At 70.7% G+C, this 19,287-nt stretch carries 17 protein-coding genes and 2 pseudogenes; 7 read left to right on the forward strand and 12 right to left on the reverse strand.

Annotation, left to right across the window (positions count from 1 at the left end; all coding sequences use genetic code 11):
* The first annotated feature begins 20 nt into the window (after positions 1-20).
* Entirely contained in the window at positions 21-422 is a 402-nt protein-coding gene (locus K8612_RS29500) for a hypothetical protein (RefSeq protein ID WP_223739301.1), read from the forward strand.
* A 24-nt stretch (positions 423-446) separates the two neighbouring features.
* On the opposite strand, the gene K8612_RS29505 is transcribed toward K8612_RS29500, so the two are convergent.
* Positions 447-1,547 carry a PE-PPE domain-containing protein gene (locus tag K8612_RS29505; protein WP_223764713.1) on the reverse strand — a complete coding sequence of 367 codons (1,101 nt, stop codon included), beginning with the start codon at positions 1,545-1,547 and terminating at the stop codon, positions 447-449.
* A 66-nt stretch (positions 1,548-1,613) separates the two neighbouring features.
* Entirely contained in the window at positions 1,614-3,290 is a 1,677-nt protein-coding gene (locus K8612_RS29510) for an amidase (protein ID WP_223764714.1), read from the reverse strand.
* 78 nt (positions 3,291-3,368) lie between these two features.
* Between K8612_RS29510 and K8612_RS29515 the strand changes: the two genes are divergently transcribed.
* Positions 3,369-4,340: a hypothetical protein gene (locus tag K8612_RS29515; protein ID WP_223764715.1), complete on the forward strand. Its 972-nt coding sequence runs from the start codon at positions 3,369-3,371 to the stop codon at positions 4,338-4,340.
* Between the two features lie 3 nt (positions 4,341-4,343).
* Here the strand turns inward: K8612_RS29515 and K8612_RS29520 are convergent, their stop codons facing one another.
* A complete protein-coding gene (locus K8612_RS29520) occupies positions 4,344-5,915 on the reverse strand; it encodes a hypothetical protein (protein ID WP_223764716.1) in 1,572 nt (523 codons plus the stop codon).
* 73 nt (positions 5,916-5,988) lie between these two features.
* Between K8612_RS29520 and K8612_RS29525 the strand changes: the two genes are divergently transcribed.
* A complete protein-coding gene (locus tag K8612_RS29525; RefSeq protein ID WP_223764717.1) occupies positions 5,989-7,137 on the forward strand; it encodes a BMP family protein in 1,149 nt (382 codons plus the stop codon).
* A gap of 4 nt (positions 7,138-7,141) precedes the next feature.
* Here K8612_RS29525 and K8612_RS29530 read toward each other — a convergent pair whose 3' ends face one another.
* From K8612_RS29530 to K8612_RS29540, 3 genes and pseudogenes are all read right to left on the reverse strand, one after another.
* Complete coding sequence (locus K8612_RS29530; protein WP_223764718.1) at positions 7,142-7,309, reverse strand: hypothetical protein; 168 nt, start codon at positions 7,307-7,309, stop codon at positions 7,142-7,144.
* A gap of 116 nt (positions 7,310-7,425) precedes the next feature.
* Positions 7,426-7,953 (reverse strand): YkgJ family cysteine cluster protein, encoded by a 528-nt coding sequence (locus tag K8612_RS29535; protein WP_223764719.1) that lies wholly within the window; start codon positions 7,951-7,953, stop codon positions 7,426-7,428.
* Between the two features lie 97 nt (positions 7,954-8,050).
* A pseudogene (locus tag K8612_RS29540) lies at positions 8,051-8,191 on the reverse strand (SDR family NAD(P)-dependent oxidoreductase); the annotation flags it as partial.
* Between the two features lie 188 nt (positions 8,192-8,379).
* Between K8612_RS29540 and K8612_RS29545 the strand changes: the two are divergent.
* Positions 8,380-10,929 (forward strand): hypothetical protein, encoded by a 2,550-nt coding sequence (locus tag K8612_RS29545; protein WP_223739293.1) that lies wholly within the window; start codon positions 8,380-8,382, stop codon positions 10,927-10,929.
* A gap of 34 nt (positions 10,930-10,963) precedes the next feature.
* On the opposite strand, the gene K8612_RS29550 is transcribed toward K8612_RS29545, so the two are convergent.
* Together K8612_RS29550 and K8612_RS29555 are read right to left on the reverse strand one after the other, a co-directional pair.
* Complete coding sequence (locus tag K8612_RS29550; RefSeq protein WP_223739292.1) at positions 10,964-11,728, reverse strand: glucose 1-dehydrogenase; 765 nt, start codon at positions 11,726-11,728, stop codon at positions 10,964-10,966.
* A 33-nt stretch (positions 11,729-11,761) separates the two neighbouring features.
* A complete protein-coding gene (locus tag K8612_RS29555; RefSeq protein WP_223764720.1) occupies positions 11,762-12,748 on the reverse strand; it encodes a zinc-dependent alcohol dehydrogenase family protein in 987 nt (328 codons plus the stop codon).
* 282 nt (positions 12,749-13,030) lie between these two features.
* Between K8612_RS29555 and K8612_RS29560 the strand changes: the two genes are divergently transcribed.
* On the forward strand, positions 13,031-14,107 hold the full coding sequence (locus K8612_RS29560; protein ID WP_223739290.1) for a lysylphosphatidylglycerol synthase domain-containing protein: 1,077 nt from the start codon (positions 13,031-13,033) through the stop codon (positions 14,105-14,107).
* Here the strand turns inward: K8612_RS29560 and K8612_RS29565 are convergent.
* The gene (locus tag K8612_RS29565) at positions 14,104-14,250 is read right to left on the reverse strand and encodes a hypothetical protein (protein WP_223764762.1); all 147 of its coding nucleotides are present in this window, start codon (positions 14,248-14,250) and stop codon (positions 14,104-14,106) included. The genes K8612_RS29560 and K8612_RS29565 overlap by 4 nt on opposite strands.
* Here K8612_RS29565 and K8612_RS29570 point away from each other — a divergent pair.
* Positions 14,244-14,509: pseudogene (locus K8612_RS29570) on the forward strand (SDR family oxidoreductase); the annotation flags it as partial. The gene K8612_RS29565 and the pseudogene K8612_RS29570 overlap by 7 nt on opposite strands.
* A gap of 103 nt (positions 14,510-14,612) precedes the next feature.
* Positions 14,613-15,536, forward strand: a complete 924-nt coding sequence (locus K8612_RS29575; protein WP_223764721.1) for a homocysteine S-methyltransferase family protein — start codon at positions 14,613-14,615, stop codon at positions 15,534-15,536.
* Between the two features lie 407 nt (positions 15,537-15,943).
* Here K8612_RS29575 and K8612_RS39390 read toward each other — a convergent pair whose 3' ends face one another.
* From K8612_RS39390 to K8612_RS29585, 3 genes are all read right to left on the reverse strand, one after another.
* Positions 15,944-16,591 carry a molybdopterin oxidoreductase family protein gene (locus K8612_RS39390; protein WP_306799742.1) on the reverse strand — a complete coding sequence of 216 codons (648 nt, stop codon included), beginning with the start codon at positions 16,589-16,591 and terminating at the stop codon, positions 15,944-15,946.
* A gap of 12 nt (positions 16,592-16,603) precedes the next feature.
* Positions 16,604-18,109, reverse strand: coding sequence for a molybdopterin-dependent oxidoreductase (locus K8612_RS29580; RefSeq protein WP_306799743.1), 1,506 nt, complete (start codon positions 18,107-18,109; stop codon positions 16,604-16,606).
* Between the two features lie 107 nt (positions 18,110-18,216).
* Positions 18,217-19,203, reverse strand: coding sequence for a hypothetical protein (locus tag K8612_RS29585; RefSeq protein WP_223764722.1), 987 nt, complete (start codon positions 19,201-19,203; stop codon positions 18,217-18,219).
* Between the last annotated feature and the right edge of the window lie 84 nt (positions 19,204-19,287).

Raw genomic sequence — 19,287 nt, forward strand, 5'->3', positions numbered from 1 at the left:
TGTACCGGAGGCCCCAACGCATGCGTGTCATCACCCCCGACCTTCTCGTCGCGGCCGTGACGGAACTCTCCCGGGGATCGAAGCTGGTCCGACTGAAGGACGTCCAGGCGTGGTGTGAGTGGAACGGCGTGGACGCGCAGGGCGACGGTCTGCGGAACCAGGCGCTCTGGGAGGCGGAGCGCGCCGAGGCCCGGGGCCAGCGCCGCCTGCTGAAGTTCAAGAGCGGCGAGTGCAAGCAGTCCCGGCTGGGCTGGGCGCTCATCGCCCACGGGCCCAAGGCGCGCGAGCTGGCCACGGACCTGCGCTGGTGCGAGCAGTCCTGGAACGGCATGGACTGGGAGTGGGTGGGCGGAGTCGCCCCCGTCCCCGAGCGCCGCCCCAACCGCGTGCGCACCGTGGAGGAGGCGCCCGCGTCTCCGTGAGCGTGGGGCGTGCCGGGGCGCGGTTCAGACCGCGTCCTGGATGTTGTCCAGGTACGTGTCGATGCCGTGCTTGCCATCCACGGCGAAGACCTCGCCGTTCCCGGCGGAGTCGAAGGTGTGGACGGTCGCTCCTTCCGGGTACTGGATGGACGGGCCGCCGTTGAGGATGCCGATGCCCGGGAAGAGGCCGGACACGATGCCGCTGACGATGTCCGTCACCGGGTTGAACGCGTGCGTGCCCAGCCACGTGGGCACGGGGTCCTGCTTGTTCACGTAGAAGGTGTAGTTCGGCCCGTCCGGGAAGGTCTTGCCCGCGCCCGCGAAGGTGGAGACGTTGATGTCGCCGAGCATCGCCTCGCGCTTGTCGCGGTTGCCGTCACCGAGGATGGGAAGGTTCCCCCAGAAGCCGCCCATGTCGTCCTGGATGCGGCGGTCCACCTCGCGCAGCGCGCTCGACACGATGGCGCCACCCTGGCTGTAGCCGGTGACGTTGACCTTCTTGCCGGCCTGCAAGTCATTGTAGATGGCGTCCGCCAGCGTCTGGGCCGCCTTGTTGTCACCGACACCCAGCCGGTCCAGGCCCGTCTGCGCGACGTCCGCGGGCAGCCCCTCCGTGGCGTTGTAGATGGGCACCACGTTGGTGCCCGTCTCGTTCGCCAGCTTCTGGGCCTCGCCCGTGGCGTTCCCGTCGCCCTGCGGCTGCGTGAGGATGCCGTTGACGTGGTACGTCGTCGGCGTCGGGGAGGCGATGGGCTTCTCCGGCTTGAACGGCGGCACCTCCGACACGGAGAACTTGTCCGGCGGATAGGCGTAGCCGTCCGAGCCCAGGTACATGCCGTCGTAGCGCTTCGGATCCGCGCTCGGGTCGAGCTTCAGCGCGCCGCGCGCCACCTTCGTCGCCTCATCCAACTGCACCGTGCCGGCCTGCACCGTGCCCGTGTTGGACTGGATGGGCGGCAGGTTCGCGTTGCCCGGGCTGGAGGACGGGGCGCGCTTCGCCTCGAAGACGTCCTTGGAGGCCAGCGGACGCGCGAGCGCGTTCTTCGCCACGGGGCCGGACGGTCCCTCCAGGGGGCGCGGCGCCACCGGCCGGACTCCGCCTCTTCCCACTCCGTCGATGGACATGTCCCGGACCTTCCGTGCTCGCGGTTCGAGAGGGTTATCGGGAGATGAGAAGAAGAGTTGTCCCGGTCAGGGCAGAACGCTGACGTGGATGCCGGGCGTGCGGTGCTCCGCCGCGCGCTCCACCACGCGGCCCAGGCGCAAGAGCAGGTGCTCCTCGTAGGGGCGCCCCATGAGGTGCACGCCCACGGGCAGGCCCGCGCGGTCGAAGCCCGCGGGCACGGAGAGGGCAGGGCAGCCGGTGAGGTTCGCCAGGCGGATGAAGCGCATCAGCGCGTCCACCACCGGCAGGTTCGACTCGCCGGCCGGGAGCGTCTCCTCGGGGATGGCGGGCGCGGTGCTCGCCGTCGTCGGCGTGACGATGACGTCCACGTCCGCCATGTGCGCCAGCAGCTCGCGGGTCAGCCGGTGCCGGTGCCGCAGCGCGTGGATGAGGTCCGTGGCCCGGAAGTGGCGCCCCAGCGCCAGGTTGGTGCGCGAGTCGAGCCCGAACACGGACGCGCCGGCCTTCAGCCGCGGCAGCATCGCCTCCGTCATCTCGCTCAGGATGATGCAACTGTGCGTCCAGAGGATCGTGTTCAGGTCCGGCGCGGGCAGCTCCACCACCGTGGCGCCCGCGTCGGTGAGGGCGCGCACGGCCTCGCGGCAGCGGGACACCACGTCCACGTCCGCGTCTTCAAAGTAGGGCGTGCAGATGCCCAGCCGGACGCCCTTCAACGCGCCGTCCTCCAGGCCAGACAGGTGGTGCGCGGGCTGCTGCCGGGAGGCGACGTCGTGTCCGTCCGCTCCCGCGACCAGCGCATACGCCGCCGCGACGTCGTCGACGGTGAGGCCCAGGGGGCCCACGTGCGCCACGTTCCAGCACAGCGGCGGCACGCCCGTCTCCGGGATGCGGCCCCAGGTGGCCTTGAGTCCGACGATGCCGCACAGCGCGGCGGGGATGCGGATGGAGCCGCCCCCGTCCGCGCCAATGCTCACCGGACACAGGCCCGCCGCCACCACGGCCCCGGAGCCGCTGGAGCTGCCGCCGGTGATGTGGCCCCGGTTCCACGGGTTGCGCGCGACGCCGTGGTGCGGGTTCAACCCGATGGGGTTGATGCCAATCTCCTGCATGTTGGCCTTGCCCAGGATGAGCGCGCCCGCGGCCTTCAACCGGGCGGCCACGGTGGAGTCCGTCCGGGCCGGCTCGGTGCGGAACGTGGTGCCCAGCGTCGTGGGGAAGCCGGCCACGTCCAGCTCGTCCTTGATGACGACGGGCACGCCGTCGAGCACGCTCAACGGCGCTCCGGCGCGCAGCCGCTCCGCGGACGCCTCCGCCGCGCGCAGCACCTCCTCCGGCTTGCGGGAGATGAAGAGCCCCAGGCGGTCCGCGCCCGAGTCCAGCCGCTCGATCGCCTCGTGGACCTTGCGCGCCACGGCCACCGGATCCGTGCTCCCGTCCCGGTAGGCGCGAGCGAACGCCGCGACCGTCTCCCGCTTCGGCGTCACGGGCGACGCGGCGGTGGCGCGGGCGGCCTGCTCCACCGGTGTCTGTGTTTCAGCGGGAGGCGCCCCCGGGGGCAGCGGATACTGGAGGGGCGGAGCATCCCCGGCGGACAGCTCGCGCCACTGCTCGATGCCGCTGTCCCTCATCAGCTTGTCCACCAGCGCCGGGCCCACGCCGCCCCGCTCCAGCGTGTTGACCATGGCCTTGAGGGCCATGCCGGAGAGTCGCGGAGCCTTCACCGGAGCGCGTCGGTAGGTCATGGCCTCCGAGCCTACACCCCGTGCACGTCCACGCAGCAGGTCGTTCCCCGCGCCTGGAACACCCCGTAGATTCGGGTCATGCCCAAGATCGCCAAAGGCACCCGCCCGAAGCGCTTCTCCCATCTGTCCAGGACGGAGAGCCAGGCGAGCGTCGCCACCCTCTCCGAGCGGATCCGCACCGAGTTCGACCAGGTGCTCTGCATCCGCAAGACGCGGCGGGTGGAGGATGAAATCAAATACACCCTCCACCCCAGATACAAATACTACCACCTGGGCATCGACCCGGTGGAGCCCGCGCTGGACAAGAACTACTGGCACGCGGCGTTCACCGTGCTGCGGGGGCTGCCCATCCAGGAGTACGACTCCTTCAAGTGCCCGGGGGTGGTCATCAGCAACCAGGCGGAGCTGGCGGGCTGGGGAAAGACGGACCTGGGGCTGCCCACCAAGAACGTCCTCGAAACCCAGTACCCCGGCGCGTTCCCCCGCACCGCGGCGCCGCAGGCCAACGGGAAGACCCTGGGCACCTGGGACCTGGTCAGCGCGAAGCTCCAGGAGATGCGGGCGCGGGTGAACGGCACCCGGCCTGACGTCAGCTCCAGCGGGAAGGCGCGCGGCGTGGAGCGGATGATCACCCTGGATGACGGTGACTCGTTCCCGAGCGGCGTCCTCAAGGCGCCCTACCGGAACGCGGCCTCCATCCCCTACGGCGAGGCCCAGGTGCACTACCTCCCCGAGCACGTCCTGGGCGTCTACGCGGAGCTGCTGAGCCAGCAGCAGATCACCGCGTATCAGCAGGCGGACCACGCGCGCACGGCGGAGCTCGCCCTCCAGGACGCCGTGGAGGCCATCCGGGGGGCGCTGGACCTGCGCTTCTACCTGAAGACCACCTGCAAGCTGGCGGTGCCGCTCGTCGAGTACTCCCTGGGCGCCATCACCCTCCACGCCTCCCCCAAGGCGCTCATGACGGCGGCCGAGGCGAAGTGCCCCGCGGCCGTCATCGAGGCCGTGAAGGCGAAGATCCCCATCGGCATGTACGGCGATGACGCCTGAGCGTCAGGAGTGCTTGGGGGAGGGCGGGATCTCGGTGTCGAAGATCTTGTCCGACCCCGGCTTGCCGTACACCATCGTCTCGTGGGTGGCCGGGAAGGTGACGCCCGGGACGTGCGTGCCGGACGCCTCCCAGTAGTGGCCGAAGGCGTCCGTGGGGAGCACGAGCTTGTCGCCCAGGGTGGCGGAGGCCGCCTGGAGCACCTCGTAGCAGGTCCGGCACGGCGTCTTCACGCCTCCGATGAAGGCCGGGGACGACGCGCTCAACACCCCCAGCGCGTCCAGGTTCATGAGGATGGGGTAGAACAACTGCTCCGCGTGGATGTCCTTCTTCGTGAAGGTCCCGCGGCCCTGCTCCGGCACGACCAGGTAGATGCGGCCCGCCGTCACCGCGGGCGCCGTCCAGTCCGTGTAGGCGTCGCCGTTCTTCGTGATGGTGAGGACCGAGTGGTTCGGGAAGTCCAGCGCGGCCCGGAGCTGCTTGAAGACGTACTTCCATTGATATTGGAAGTACTCCGAGTAGGCCGACTCGGTGTTCTGGGTGAAGGCGGTCTTGTAGGCCGGCAGGCGCTCGGTGTGGCTCGGCTTCAGGTTGCGCTTGGAGGACTTGATGGAGCCCGCGCCATTGCCAATCTTGATCTGCCCGATGACCTGCTTGAGCGTCCCGTGCGTGGTCAGGGAGTTCTCCAACTCCAGCCCGTAGGAGTAGTTGTTGGAGGAGATGAAGAGCGAACCGTTCGCCCACAGGGCCTGGAGCTCGATGGGGTTCATCGAGGGGCCGCCGTAGTCGATGGTGTAGAGCAGCGTGCAGAGCCGCCGCATGAAGGAGTTGGGGCCCAGCTCGCGGTAGTCCCAGACGACGTCCCGGCCGACGATCTTCGAGGCGTTCACCACCGTGGGCGCGGACTGGCTCAGGCGGGGATAGCTGGTGCCGTTGACCGTCTCCCGGTGCTGCAACTGGGCCTCGTACTGCTGGAGCGTCACCACGCGGCCCGGATGGGTGGCGGAGGTCAGCGGGTTCTGGTCGTTCTTCAGCGCCCCGAACTTCGTGTCGTAGTCCGTCCGGCGCTTCTTCACCTTCCGGTAGGACCGCTCGGTGTCGATGCGCGCCTTCGCGCCGTCATCGTCCACGGCCTTCACGCTGAAGGTGGGCTCCTGGTCCTGGAAGCCGTCGTCCATCCGCCGCCGCTTGAGGTTCTTCACCGTCGCTTCAGGGGGGATGTCGAGCGAGCCGGTGACGTCGTGCCGCACCGGGTTGAGCAACCCGGCCTTCCTGCGCTTCTGGGCCTTGGCGGGGCCCGTGGTCAGCGGGACGAAGAAGATGGACTGGTTGTCATTGCAGGTCGGGCAGTCCGGACGGATGGCCTTCTGCTGCGAGTAGGTGCTGGGCGCGGAGTACATCCACTGGCCCTTGCACCGGGAGCAGCCGAAGAAGAAGGCCATCGTCTCCAGCCGGTCGACCTGGCTGCCCCCGTCCTTCGCGCAGTGGTTGCACGTGGGCGTGTCCGACGGCAGCTCGCTCTCCAGGAAGAGGCCGGTGGTGTTCAGGCACTTCTGGCACTTGAAGTAGTAGAGCATCGGCCACCCTGGCTGGGGCGCCCCCGCCGTCCCGCCGGAGCGCCAGGAGTCACATGATACATTACGCGGCGTCATGAGCCCGCGCCGCCGAAGCCTCTCGCTCGTCCTGTGTCTGCTGGCGGCCGTCACGGGCTGCAAGAAGGAGCCGCCCGCCGCGCCGTCCAGGCCCGCCATTGGCCTGGTGCTGGGGCTGGGAGGCCGGGGCGACCACGCCTTCAACGACTCCGCCCTGCGCGGACTGGAGCTGTGGGCCGGAGGCGTGAAGTACGAGAAGGCGGGCTACCAGGAGGCCACCGCGTCCGAGCGGCGGGCCTCGCTGGCCCCGGACCTGGCGCCGCGCGGGGGCGAGCTGATGCCGCTGGGCATCACCCCGGTGGTCCTCCAGAGCCGCGTGGCGGAGGACTACGAGCCGAACCTCCAACTGCTCGCGGAGCAGCGCGTGTCGCTGGCGATGGGCGTGGGCTTCATGCTGGAGAACGCCGTGGAGACGGTGGCCCGGCGCAATCCCTCGCTGCCCTTCCTGCTGGTGGACAGCCCGCTCCTGGACGCGCAGGGCCGGGTCATCACGCTGCCCAACGTGCGCACGGTGGTGTTCCGCGAGGAGGAGGGCTGCTTCCTCGCGGGCGCGCTGGCGGGGCTCGTCACCAGGACGGGCCGGGTGGGCATGGTGGGCGGGATGAAGATTCCCCTGGTGCAGCGCTACGAGGCCGGCTTCCGGGCCGGCGTGGCCGCCACGAACCCGGGCGCCACGGTGCTGGTGAACTACACCGGCAGCTTCACGGACTTCGCCCTGGGCAAGCAGGTGGGGCAGGACCTGCTGCTCAAGAACGCGGACGTCGTCTTCGCGGCGGCCGGCGTGGACGGCCTGGGCGCCATCCAGGCGGTGAAGGAGGCGCGCGAAGCCGGCAAGGCCGTGTCTGTGATTGGCGTGGACTCCGACCCGTCACACCTGGCGCCGGAGGCGGTGCTGTCCGCCGTCGTGAAGCACGTGGACCTGGTGGTCTACGAGGCCATCCGCGAGCAGCGCCAGGGCCGCTTCCAGGGCGGCGATGTCTCGCTCGGCTTGAAGGAGGGAGGCGTGGGGCTCTCGCCCGTGCGGCTGGACTTCCCGGGCAGGGAGGACGCGCTGCGCACGGTGGACGCGCTGCGGGCCCGCATCATCTCCGGCGAGCTGAAGGTGCCCACGCAGCCCGACGCCGCGCGGGCGGCCGAGGCGCGGTAGTCCGTCAGAAGAGCGGCCCGCGCGTCTCCACCTTCAGTTGGCCCTCGTTGATGGCCACGCTGAGCCGGCGCAGCAGGTCCACCTGCTGTTGCTGCGTGAGCAGGGGCACGGACGCCGCCAGCTCGCGCGCCTGGGCATCTCCCCACTGGCGGGCGGAGAGGGCCCGCTCCACCACCTCGTTGCCGCGGGCCCAGGCCTCGGCGTTCCGCGTGTCGGGCGCGGGGGGCTGCTGGTGGGCCGGGTTTCTATGTCATCAGACAGAGGGGTCCGGTTTTCGAGGAAGGGGGCTCAGCGCGTGTCGCGCTCCTTCCGCGTGAGCCATTCAGGGAGCGGGCGGGTCGCTCCACCCAGCCGCGCCACCGCGTCCTCCAGCGCGTCCTGGTTGGCCCAGACGATGTCCGCGTCGCCGTGCCTTCCCACCAGGTCCAGGATGAAGTGGCAGAACAGGCCGCCATCGCGCGCGGCGGCGAAGCCATACGAGCGGCACGCCAGCGGCCGGTGCGCGTAGACGCGGCACGCCCCCGTCTCCCGGTCCAGCATCGGGCAGGTGTAAGGGCGGGCCTCCTGCCGGGCCATGGCGTCGACGCGTTCGCGGATCTCCTCCAGCGCCTCCGGGGAGAGCTGCTGGAGCCCTTCCTCCAGGTAGCTCCACTCCAGATATGTCATGGGGAGCGGCGCGGCCAGGTGGCGGCAGCAGTGGTCACACCCCCGGCGGCAGGGCCACCAGTCATGGGAACGGGAGATGTCCGCCGCGCGCGCCTCCACGCGTGCGTAGACGGCCTCCAGCGCGCGCCGCGCTTCGTCTGACGTGCTCATCGGCGCGCATTTTTATCGCTCCTCAGGCCCCGGCGGTCCATCCGCCGTCGATGTCGATGACCTGCCCGGTGGCGTACTCGCAGGTGGCGAGGAAGTACGCCGCGTCCTCCAGGCGCTGCCGCCGGCGCCCGGCGATGACCACCTCCGCGCCCTCGCTGGCGAAGCGCTCCGCGATGGCGAAGCCAATGCCTGTCCCACCGCCCGTGACGACCGCGATCTTCCCGTCCAATGCGCCCATGTGCGTGCCTCCCTGCAATGACATACGGACGGCCCGGGCGCGGCGGGTCATGGAGCGCACCCGGGCCAACATGCGTGACGGCGAGTCTCGTCGCGAGCACCGCCCGGCCGCCATGGCCTGACAGGGCAGGGCCCCTGGGGGAAGCCCGGGCCGTGCGCGGCACCCCCGGACCGGGGTAGACACACGGCATGTCCGCCCTGCTCGACAGCGGCGTGCGTCAGGGCGCGGAGGTTCGCTGCCCCGGATGCATCCGCTTCATCCCCGCTGATGCCGCGTGCCCGCACTGCCTCTGTGGCGCCATCCCGCCGGAGCGCTATGGCTCCGCGCGGGCGTTGGTGAAGTCCGGCGTGGACCGCTTCTCCCTGGCGGCCCGCACCGCCGCGCTGGAGCCCGCCCAGGTGGTGGTGCTGGAGGCGCGCTACGCACGGCAGTGGGGCGCGGTGCGGCGCCTCGCGGAGGACGCCCGGCGCATCGAGTCCCTCCTCATCCAGCGCGGCTTCACGCGGGAGCTGGAGGACGCGTGGGCGGTGATACTGCCCATCGAGGATTCGGCCCTGGAGGAGATGCTCGCGCCCTTCAGCCCCATGCCGGACTCGGTGGAGTGGCTGGCGAACAAATCCCCGGATCCAACCCTGCGCCTGCTGGCCGCGCTCGCCTGCGTGCACCAGGGCTCCGGGATGCGGGACGCACGCTTCTCCGTGAGCAACCAGGTGCTGCACGGGGAGGGGCGCATGGCGGTGGAGGCCATGCTCGCGATGACGCGCTGGCGCAACGGCCTCTCTCCGCGCCTGAGCGCCGAGGAGCGCGAGCGGATCCGCACCCTCGCCCTGGGCGTGCTCCATGTGCCGGAGCTGTCCGCGCGCGCCGCGGTCGCCTGGACGCGGGCCTCGCATGAGCCGGCACCCGCGAACGTCACCGAGGCGCTGCACCGGGGCCTGGATGGCTCCGACCCGGAGGTCCGCTTCGAGTGCGCGCTGTGCCTGCGCGACGAGATGGAGGTCTCCCAGGCGCTGGACTCCTCCGACGCGGACGTCGCCGCCTTCGCGCGGCGCGCGTTGAGCCGGTGGGGTTCGCGCCGGCTGCTCGCGCGCCTGGAGCGGGACGGGGACGCGGCCTTCGCCAGGGAGGTCCTCCGCGAGCTCCCCACCCCTCCGCCCGAGGGCGCCCTGGAGGCGCTGCTCACCGTGTCGCTGCGCACGGTGGGGGCGCTCGCGGACGAGCTGCGCTCCTTCGCGACGCGGCGCCCCTTCCGCGAATGGGGACTGGAGGACCAGCGGCGGTGGTCCCGCTGGGCGCGCTCGGTGCTGCGCGACCTGCCCGCGGAGACCGCGCTCGACTTCTTCGGCTGGGCCGCCACGCCTCCCCGCGACGACCCCGAGCCCCCCGAGGAAGAAGAGTCCGAGGCGATGTGGGCCTTCCTGGAGGAGACCGTGCACGCCATCGACCGGGGCACGACGAAGGACCGCACCGCGTGCTTCGGTGCCCCCGGGTTCGCGCGCTTCCTCCACCACTCGGGCGTGGACGAGCAGCGGCGGCTGAACGACTGGGCCCGCGACGCGTACAGCGGAGAGGCCCTGCTGGAGGCGTTGCTCCTGTTCCCCTCCAGGGCCCGGCACCTGGGCCTCGCTCCGGAGCGCCGGAGCTCGGAGGCGCACCCCGACCCGGGGCACGCGGGCCGGCTGCTGATGGCCGTCTGGGAGGGGCCGGGCCAGTACCTGCTGGTGACGCCGCTGTCCCGCGTGGTGCGCTCCTGGCGCTCCATCACCGGAAGCGAGCTGTTCGTCGAGGCCGTGTGGCGGCGCTTCCAGTCCCACCCCGCCGAGCGCGCGGCCCTGCTCACCGCCTTCGCGGCCTGGCGCGACCGCCTGTGGGAGCACCAGTGCGAAGTGGAGCCGGACGCGCTCGTGCGCTTCCAGACCTGGTGGCGCGTGGATCCAGAAGGGCTCTACCGCCAGACGGAGCAGTTGCTGGACAGCGTCCCGGAGGGGGCGCTGCCCGGGCGGCTGCGCGCCCTCTGGGACGCGGCGGAGGAGCAGGTGGGCACGCGCCCGCGCACGGCGGCCCTCTCCGTGTCGAAGGGCGCCATGGCGCTGCGCAACGGGCTGGAGTCCCGCGACGTCCACGTCCTCGACGTCCTGGACGCGGAGCTGGAGCGCTTCGAGTCGTGGCTCCCCGCCTTCGAGCAGCGCGTGCGCGCCACGCCGTCCCCGCCGGAGGAGTCCAACATCCACCGCGACTTCCTGGACGACACGCACGGCGCGCTGCGGATGATGCGGGAGCGCCGCGAGCGCAGGCGGGAGGACCAGGAGCGCGAGCGGCAGCGAGAAATCGACCGTCAGGTGGCCGAGTCCCGCCGCCGCGACCAGGAGCGCCAGCGAGAGCTCCAGCGCCGCGCCGCGGAGGAGCTCCAGGCCCGGCAGGCCGCGGAGCGCGAACAGCAGGAGACGCTCGCCCGCGTGAAGGCGCAGCGCCTGCTGGTGACGCTCCAGCCCCGCGTGCCGCTGAAAGACGTGGACCGCGAGGTGCTCTTCCCGGAGTCCGCCTTCCCCACGCTCGTGGACTACGCGCGGATGATCAAGGCGATGCAGCAGGGCGGAGACGTGATGAAGCTCTTCGAGACCCTGGGGCTCACCCCCGCCACCTGGGCCGCGCAGGCCACCGCCTGGGGGCAGGCGCTGGTGGGCCGCGTGGAGCTGGGCATGCGCTTCGGAGAGCTGCTGACGGCGCCCTGGGAGTGACGTCCCCGGGCGCTGTCGTGGGGGACTCGCCGCGCTACTGCGCGGTGGCGCCGCCGTCGAGGACCATCTCCGCGCCGGTCATCAGCTTGGACTCGTCCGACGCCAGGTAGACGACGGCGTGGGCCACGTCGTCCGGCTCACCGAAGCGGCCCGCGGGGATGCCCTTGAGCATGCGCGCGCGCGTCTTCTCCGCCTGGCCGCCGGCCTGGGCCAGCGCCTCCACCATGGCGGTCTCCACGTAGCCGGGGTGGATGGAGTTGCAGCGGATGCCATAGCCCTTGTAGGCGCAGTGCAGCGCCACGGACTTGGACAGCATGCGCACGGCGGCCTTGCTGGAGCAGTACGCGGGGAACTGCGGCACGCCCACGAGCCCCGCGATGGAGGAGATGTTGATGATGGAGCCCTGGGACCCGCACTCCCTCATCACGCGGATGCCGTGCTTGCAGCCCAGGAACACGCCGTCCAGGTTGACCGAGTGCACGAACCTCCACTCGTCCAGGGACATCTCCTCCACGTCCTTCACGATGCCCATGCCCGCGTTGTTCACGAGCACGTCCAGCCGCCCGAACGTCTCCACCGTGCGCGCCAGCGCGCTCACCCACTGGTCCTCGCGCGTGACGTCCAGCGGGAGGAAGAGGCCGGAAGCGCCCAGCTCCTCCACCACCGCGCGGGCCTCGCCCTCGCGCCGGTCGGTGACCACCACCTTCGCGCCCTCGCGCGCGAGCATCCGGGCGGACGCGGCGCCCAGGCCCCCCGCGCCGCCGGTCACCAGGGCCACCTTGCCTTCGACTCGCTTCATGGTCGTCGTTCCTTCACGTGAGCGGCGGGTGCTTCACGCCGCGGGGTTGGGGGTGAGCAGGATCTTCCCGTTGCGGCCCGGCTCCAGCGCGCGCTTCACCGCGTCCTGGATGCGCTCCAGCGGATAGGTGCCGTCCACGGGCGCCTGGAGCGTGCCCACGGCCATCAGCTCCGCCATCCGGGCGAGCGTGGCGTTCTGCTCCTCACGGGGCGCGTCGCGCAGCCAGCGCGTCAGCCAGAAGCCGCGCAGGGTGACGTCCTTGAAGATGGTGGCCGCCGCGGACAGTTGGGGGCACTTGCCGCTCATGGCGCCGTAGTTCACCAGCGTGCCGCCGGTGGACAGACAGTCGCCCACGCGGCGCGCGGACTCGCCGCCCACCGCGTCGATGCCCAGCCGCACCTTCGCGCCGCCGGTGGCCGCGCGCACCTGCTGGGGCAGCTCGTCCGTGTCCAGCAGCACCACGTCCGCGCCCTGGGCCTTGAGCTGGTCGGCCAGCTCCTGGCGGCGCACGACGTTGACGGTCTTCAGGCCCATCACCTGCGCCAGGGTGATGAGGTAGCGGCCCACCGCGGAGTTGGCGGCGTTCTGCGCCACCCACTCGCCGGGCTGGAGCGTCACGAACTGGCGCAGCATCAGATAGGCGGTGGGCGGGTTGATGAGCAGCATGCTCGCCTGGAGCAGGTCCAGTCCCGGCGGCACGGGCAGGAGCTGCGCGGCGGGCGCGGTGAGGTGGGTGCGCCAGGTGCCCGCGCCCAGCGGGAGGAACACCAGGTCCCCCACGGCCACGGCGTCGGTGCCGGACACCTCCACCACGCGGCCCACGCCCTCGTTGCCGGGCGTGGCGGGCAGCTTGGGCAGCACGCCGTATTCGCCGGAGAGGGTGAGCAGGTCGGACGGGTTGATGGGCGTGGCGAGCACGGCCAGCCGCGCCTCGCCGGGCTTCAGCGGCGCGGGGGATTCCTCCACCACCTGGACGACGTCGGGGGGCGGCCCGAAGGCCGAGAAGCGCACTGCTTTCATGGCATTGCTCCCGCGCTGTGAAGGCGCCGCCACCCTAACCGCCTTCCGCCCTGCTGCCGAGCGTGCGCTGGGGTGCCACGCGCGGTGTGCATCCGGTGGTGGATGGATCCGCTCCGCCTGCATTCGTCGCCCCGAGGAAGCGGCGCTCTGTCCACCCCCGGACGCGAGCGGGAGGAGGCTGCCGGCCGGCGACGATCGGGCCTCGCCATGACGGTGGGGGCTGCACAGGTTCTGAAGTGGACCCCTCGGTGGGGCGGGTGGGGACGGGCGAGGAGGGCGAGTGTGAGCAACGTGCACCACGAAGGGGCCCTGGCCGGGCCGGGGGCCGTCGCGGGGGAGGGGCTTTGCGCCTCACCGTGCGCCTGGAGACGCAGGCTGCTGACGGTCCTCAAGCCGGTGTTCGCGATGGGCGGCCTGGGGATGTTGGGGGCCCTGGTGCACAAGGCAGGCGCGGGCGAGCTGAAGACCACGCTCCTGGAGGCGCTGCCGCTGCTCCCCTGGGTGGTGCTCATCGAACTGGGACGGCAGACGTGCGACGCCACGGCGACGCGACTGTCCTATGGCGCGCGCGCGGGGCAGGTGCCGTTGTCGGTGTTGGTACGCGCGCAGTTGATTGGAACCGCGGTGTCGAGCATGGCGCCCGCGGGTCGCGCGGCGGCGGAGGCGACGAAGGCCACGCTGCTGACGCCGTACACGGGGGGCGCGTCCGCGACGGCGGCGGCGGCCACGTCGCAGTCGGCGTCGCTGGGAGCCGGAGGGCTCATCTCCTTTCCGTGCGCGCTGGCGGCCTATCTGATGACGGGGTGGAGCGCGTTCACGGTGGCGATGCTGGTGCACGGCGTCGTGTTGCTGCTCGCGTCGCTGGGCGTGCGCGCGGGGCTGCGGGCGAAGCGGCTGGGCGCGTGGATGCGCAGGCGGTGCGGGAAGTGGGGCGAGCACGCGGAGGCGTTCCAGGCCTCGCTGTGCGCCGGAGGGCTGTGTCCGTGGCGGCCGATGATGGCGTTCCTGGGCAGCCGGGTGTTGCAGGTGATGCAGTACGCGGTGTTGGCGCACGCGGTGGGCATCGACGCGACGGTGGTGCAGGCGCTGTTCACGCAGGGGCTCTACCTGGTGGCGCTGGCGATGGGCTCGCTGGTGCCGGGGCAGGTGGGCGTGACGGACGGGATGTTCTCGCTGGCGGCGGGAGCGATGGGCACGACGGCCGCGAAGGCGATGTCCATCGCGCTGCTCGCGCACACGGTGCAGGCGGTGTTCGTGCTGGTGGGAGCGCTCACGCCGCTGGTGTGGCGAGCGAAGGCGAAGGTGACGGCCGCCGCGCCGGTGGTGCCGCCCGTGCTGCCCGCGCCGGTGTACCGCTAGGTCCTGTTCGTCAGGCCCTGGCGCTCGGGGCGGTAGACGACGGAGTAGGCGAGCACGGAGGGGAACCCGACCTCCGGGAACAGGCGCACCCACCGTCCGGCCGCGAGGTCATCATGCGCCATGATGCCGCGGGCCAGCACCACGAGGACCTCACTCGCTGACGCAGCACCTGGCGATGGAGTTGGCCGGCCATGGCATCCGCGTCAACGCGGTTTCGCCCGCTGTGGTCGAGAAGGCGCCTATCTACGAGGGCTTCATCCCGAAGGAGCAGGTGCACCGTACGCTCCAGAGGAGGTCGCGCGGACCATCGCCCATCTGTTGTCGAACGAGGCATCCTGGGTCACCGGCGCCATCTGGGATGTCGACGGCGGCGTCATGGCGGGGCGCAACAAGGACAACTGAAGGCAGAAGAGGTCCGGAGGATGCTGACGATGACGGGGACGCGCTGATGGGTGGCCTGGCGAACCACGCATCATTTCTTCGAGCCTTGCATGAGGCCCCGCGGGTGCTCACCGAGGGCTCGGTGGTCGAGCGCTTGCGCCGCCACCCCGCGGGGCTGCTGGACCCGCACGTGGCCAACGCGGGCCTCCTCTTCAATGCAGAGGGACGCGAGGCGCTCGCCGGCATCTACCGCGACTACCGTGACATCGGCCTGCGCCACGGCCTGCCCACGCTCCTCCTCACGCCCACCTGGCGCGCGAACGCGGAACGGCTCGCGCGAGCGGGGTTCGCCGGCCGCGACGTCTTCGGCGAGGCCGTGGGGCTGCTCGCGGGCCTGCGCGATGAGATTGGCGGCCGAGGGGAGGGCGTCTTCATCGGCGGGCTCGTCGGGTGTCGCGGGGATGCCTACCGGCCCGAGGAAGCCCTCCCATGCGAGGAGTCCGCGGCCTTCCACGCGCCCCACGTGGAGGCGCTCACACGCGCCGGGGTGGACTTCCTCGTGGCCCAGGCGCTGCCGGCCTTCACGGAGGCCGAGGGCCTCGCGCTGGCGATGGCGCGCACGGGAGCGCCGTTCCTGCTGAGCTTCATCCTCCGTCCCACCGGGACACTGCTCGACGGAACCCCGCTGGCCGAAGCCGTGGAGCGCATCGACGCCCGGCCCGGCGCACGTCCGGCCGCGTACATGGTGAATTGCGTCCACCCCACGGTCTTCCGAGAGGGCCTGTCGCGCCAACTGGCCGCCTCGTCTGCCCTCAACGCGCGAGTGGTGGGCCTGCAGGCCAATACCTCCCGTCTCTCGCCCGAGGAACTCGAAGGGCGCGCGGAGCTGGACAGCGAGACCCCGGACGCATTCGCGCGGGAGATGGCCCGCGTCCATACGGAGTTCGGCACGCGGCTGCTCGGAGGGTGTTGTGGCACCGACGAACGGCACATCGCCGCGCTCGCCAGAGCCCTGACGGAAAGAGCGCCAGGCGAGCGGCACGAGTGATGACAACCCTGCCGTGAACTGCCTGTCCATGATGCAAGCCTGGGTCCACCGCATCCATCAGTCGGGACCCAGGCCCTCGGACCTGGATTCTTCATGAGAAGGTGAGAACTCCCGCAGGGCCGCCCGGCGGCGGCGACCACCAGAAACCTGTCGGACAGTCGGACAAGTTCCGGAGGACCGCAGCCGGGCCACCACTCCAGCCGACCAGCGGAAACCTGTCGGACAGTCGGACAAGTTTTGGAGGTCCGGGTTCGGGGCCCTCCCCTGCCAAGCAGCGGAAAGCTGTCGGACAGTCGGACAGGTTTTGGAGGACCGGGACCGGGAGCCTCGGGTTCAACCAGTTGTCGGACTCTCAACCCGGTTGGGTCTGTGTCGGACCGGCGGTGTACACCCCGAGGGTAAGGGGCTCAGGCTGGTCGGACCTGGACCGGTGTCCCGCTGAAGGCGGCGTTGCCGCTGACGACGTCCAGCGCTTGATCATCCGTGAGGTCGTTGATGCTGGCGCCCGCGTGCGCGCTGGCGACCTGCTGGCGGATGCCAGGGCGCTGGTGTCCGTAGCCGTGCGGCAGGCTGACGACGCCGGGCATCACATCGGCTGTGACGGCGACGGGCACGGTGACCTCCCCCACTCGCGAGCGGATGGTGGCGTTGGCGCCATCCGCGAGCCCGATGCGTGAGGCATCGTCCGGATGGACCATCAGCGTGCAGCGGGGACGGCCCTTCACGAGCCCCGGCACGTTGTGCATCCACGAGTTGTTGTCGCGCAGGTGCCGCCTGCCGATGAGCAGCAGCTCGCCTTCGCGAGGTGCCGCGTCGTCCGGGAACGCGGCGCGAAGCCGGGCCACGTCCGCGACGAGCAGCTCCGGAGCCAGTTGGATGCGCTTGGAGCGGTTGCGGAGCCTGCCGGGCAGGCTGGGCTTCATCGGGCCCAGGTCGATGCCGTGCGGCGCGGCGCGCAGCTTCGCGAGCGACAGGCTGTGCTTCTTGAGTGGATGGAAGCGCGAGCCATACGGCCCCATGCGAAGGCCCAGGTCGAGGATGCGCTCCGGCCCCATGCGCTTGAGGGCCTAGTACTGGAGCGTCGCGCGAACGCTTCGTCCCTTGCGCAACGTCTCCAGCCGGTGCTGGAGCTCTAGGAGGATCTCCCAGTCCTGACGCGAGTCCGGACCAGCGGGGAACACCGGCGGCGAATACTTCGCGGTGTTGCGCACGGCGAGCACGTGGAAGACGAGGTCGTAGTGTCCCCGCTCCAGCAGGGACGCGGGCGGCAGGATGTAGTGAGCGTGACGGGTGGTCTCGTTGAGATACGGATCCACGCTCACCATGAAGTCGAGCTGCCCCAGCGCGGTGTCCAACTGCGTGCCATTGGGCGTGGACAGCACGGGGTTGCCGGCCAGGGTGATGAGCGCGCGGATGCGGCCCTCGCCAGGAGTGAGGATCTCCTCCGCGAGCGCTGCGACAGGAAGCTCACCGGAGGACTCCGGCAGGCCTCGGACCCGGCTCTTCCAGCGCCCATGGCTGCCAGGGCTGACGCCGAACGCGCGAGGCCCGCCGATGAGGTCGAAGGCCGGCAGTGTGAAGAGGGCGCCGCCTTCGCGGTCCAGGTTGCCGGTGACGATGTTGAGGACGTTGATGAGCCATTGGCAGAGCGAGCCGAACGGCTGCGTGGACACACCGACGCGCCCGTAGCAGACGGCCCCATCCGCGGCGAGGAAGTCCCGGGCGATGCCGCGAAGCACGTCCGGCGAGATGCCCGTGTGAGGCGCCGTGCGCTCCGGAGGAAAGTCGCGGACGAGCGGCAGCACGGTGTCCACCCCGTCCACGAACGCCGCGAGCCGGCCCATGCGGTGCACATTTCCCTCCAGCACGACATGCAGCAGGGAGAAGAGGGCGAGCGCATCCGTACCGGGCCGGACGAAGACGTGCTGGTCCGCGATGACAGCCGTTTCGGTGCGGCGAGGGTCGATGACAACGACCTTGCCGCCGCGCTCCTGGATGGCACGCAGCCGGGCGCGCACGTCCGGCGTCGTCATCAAACTGCCATTGGACGCGAGCGGGTTCGCGCCCAGCATGAGCATGTACCGCGTGCGGTCGATGTCCGGGATGGGCACCAGCAACTGGTGGCCGAACATGAGGTGGGCCGCGAGCTGATGGGGAAGCTGGTCCACGGACGTCGCGGAGAACCGGTTGCGCGTGCGCAGCGCGCGAAGGAGCTGGGGGCCGAACATCATCGCGCCCAGGTTGTGCACGTTGGGGTTGCCCAGGTACGCGCCCACGGCGTTCGGACCGTGCTCCTTCTGGAGGGCATGGAGCCGCTGGCTGATGTCGCGGAACGCGTCCTCCCACGACACGCGCTCCCAGCCGGAGGCGGTGCGCTTCATGGGGTGGCGGAGCCGGTCCGGATCCTCGTGCAGGTCGCGCAGCGCCACGGCCTTGGGACAGATGTGGCCCCGGCTGAATGGATCCTCCGCGTCCCCCTTGATGGACGTGATGTGCCCGTCCGCCACTTCGATGCGCACGCCGCACATGGCTTCACAGAGATTGCAGGTGCGGAAATGGACGGAAGCGCTCATGGGCCATGAGCCTACGCCGGCTTCTCCCTACGTGGGGCCGCTGGGGGGCAGATCGAAATCGACTTCCACCTCGAACCTGGTTGGAAGCGGACAAGGGATGACAGCGGCTACTTCCATTCCTTCAACCAGTGATGAACGGGTCTCGGTCCAATGTGGCCTTGCGCCGTCAGGGGCCAGAGCCGGATCCAGATGGGGGCGTCCTTCATCTGCCAGATATCCTCCACATGGGAGTAGGTGAGGTCATAAGGCTCATCCCCTCCGTTCCGGTCTGCGAGCCTGCGTTGAAAGACGCGAACGCTCTCTCCGTTCACCTGGAGCTCCGTTCGAGCATTGGAATCCGGCAGGGGGCGGAAGCGCCAACCGCTCTTGTCCGCAAGCGCTGTCACGATCTCCAGCAGGGTGCCATCCCAATCAAAATCGTTACCTGGGAGGGGCATGTCCTGTGTCAGGTACGTCTGGACGTGGCGCACGCGCGTGGGACCTGTCGTCCAGGTATGGGTGACACTCAATCCGTCGGGTCGGACATAGGTCGCGGATTGACCTGAACGGACCGCGACGACTCCCTCCGAGGCCTCGACCTTCCGCTGCCCCATATCGAGCAGTTGGATGCGCAGAGAGGGCCACCGCGCATCGTTGTAGTGCTCCTCCAGGAAGAAGACCCCGCCCGCGAACAGGACGCGGGGATCCTTCGCGCGGATGCATCCACGCCCGGAGCGCGGTGGCTCCATCTGGTACGCAGAGTCCTCGCATTCGAACGTCTTTCCGTTCACCTGGAGCTTCATGGGCGTGGAGGTCACCGACCTGTGGAGACGCTCCGGGCCCACGAAACGCTCTTCATCCGTGGCGAACCGCGTATGGAATGGAGGATGGGAGGGTCCTTCCGGGAGCGGCTGGAGCTGCATGACGAAGATCAGCGGCCGGTCGTACAGCCCCTTCAGCAACTCCTCGGGGCGGGCCTCGCGCCGCATCCGCACCTCGACCCAACGCTCGGTCTGGGTTTCGCGCAGCACCGTGAAGGTCGCTCGCAGGTCGGTCAGATACGGCGTGTCGATGCGGTACTCGACGAACGTCCCCGGAGGCAGGGACGTGGGCATGGGCTCCACGCTGCAGGAGGTGCAGCGGCGGCCCACCCCCTCGTAGTTCGCCCCCGCGCAGCCCGTCAGCACCACGACGCCCCA

The sequence above is a fragment of the Corallococcus sp. AS-1-6 genome, assembly GCF_020037015.1.
Taxonomy (GTDB): Bacteria; Myxococcota; Myxococcia; order Myxococcales; family Myxococcaceae; genus Corallococcus.

Excerpts from the sequence above, each read along its gene's own strand:
- K8612_RS29500 (WP_223739301.1), top strand. The coding sequence starts at position 21 with ATGCGTGTCATCACCCCCGACCTTCTCGTCGCGGCCGTGACGGAACTC.
- K8612_RS29545 (WP_223739293.1), top strand. The coding sequence starts at position 8,380 with ATGTCCGCCCTGCTCGACAGCGGCGTGCGTCAGGGCGCGGAGGTTCGC.
- K8612_RS29550 (WP_223739292.1), bottom strand. The coding sequence starts at position 11,728 with ATGAAGCGAGTCGAAGGCAAGGTGGCCCTGGTGACCGGCGGCGCGGGG.
- K8612_RS29510 (WP_223764714.1), bottom strand. The coding sequence starts at position 3,290 with ATGACCTACCGACGCGCTCCGGTGAAGGCTCCGCGACTCTCCGGCATG.
- K8612_RS29585 (WP_223764722.1), bottom strand. The coding sequence starts at position 19,203 with ATGCCCACGTCCCTGCCTCCGGGGACGTTCGTCGAGTACCGCATCGAC.
- K8612_RS29580 (WP_306799743.1), bottom strand. The coding sequence starts at position 18,109 with ATGAGCGCTTCCGTCCATTTCCGCACCTGCAATCTCTGTGAAGCCATG.
- K8612_RS39390 (WP_306799742.1), bottom strand. The coding sequence starts at position 16,591 with ATGGGGCCGGAGCGCATCCTCGACCTGGGCCTTCGCATGGGGCCGTAT.
- K8612_RS29535 (WP_223764719.1), bottom strand. The coding sequence starts at position 7,953 with ATGAGCACGTCAGACGAAGCGCGGCGCGCGCTGGAGGCCGTCTACGCA.
- K8612_RS29555 (WP_223764720.1), bottom strand. The coding sequence starts at position 12,748 with ATGAAAGCAGTGCGCTTCTCGGCCTTCGGGCCGCCCCCCGACGTCGTC.
- K8612_RS29505 (WP_223764713.1), bottom strand. The coding sequence starts at position 1,547 with ATGTCCATCGACGGAGTGGGAAGAGGCGGAGTCCGGCCGGTGGCGCCG.
- K8612_RS29520 (WP_223764716.1), bottom strand. The coding sequence starts at position 5,915 with ATGCTCTACTACTTCAAGTGCCAGAAGTGCCTGAACACCACCGGCCTC.
- K8612_RS29515 (WP_223764715.1), top strand. The coding sequence starts at position 3,369 with ATGCCCAAGATCGCCAAAGGCACCCGCCCGAAGCGCTTCTCCCATCTG.
- K8612_RS29525 (WP_223764717.1), top strand. The coding sequence starts at position 5,989 with ATGAGCCCGCGCCGCCGAAGCCTCTCGCTCGTCCTGTGTCTGCTGGCG.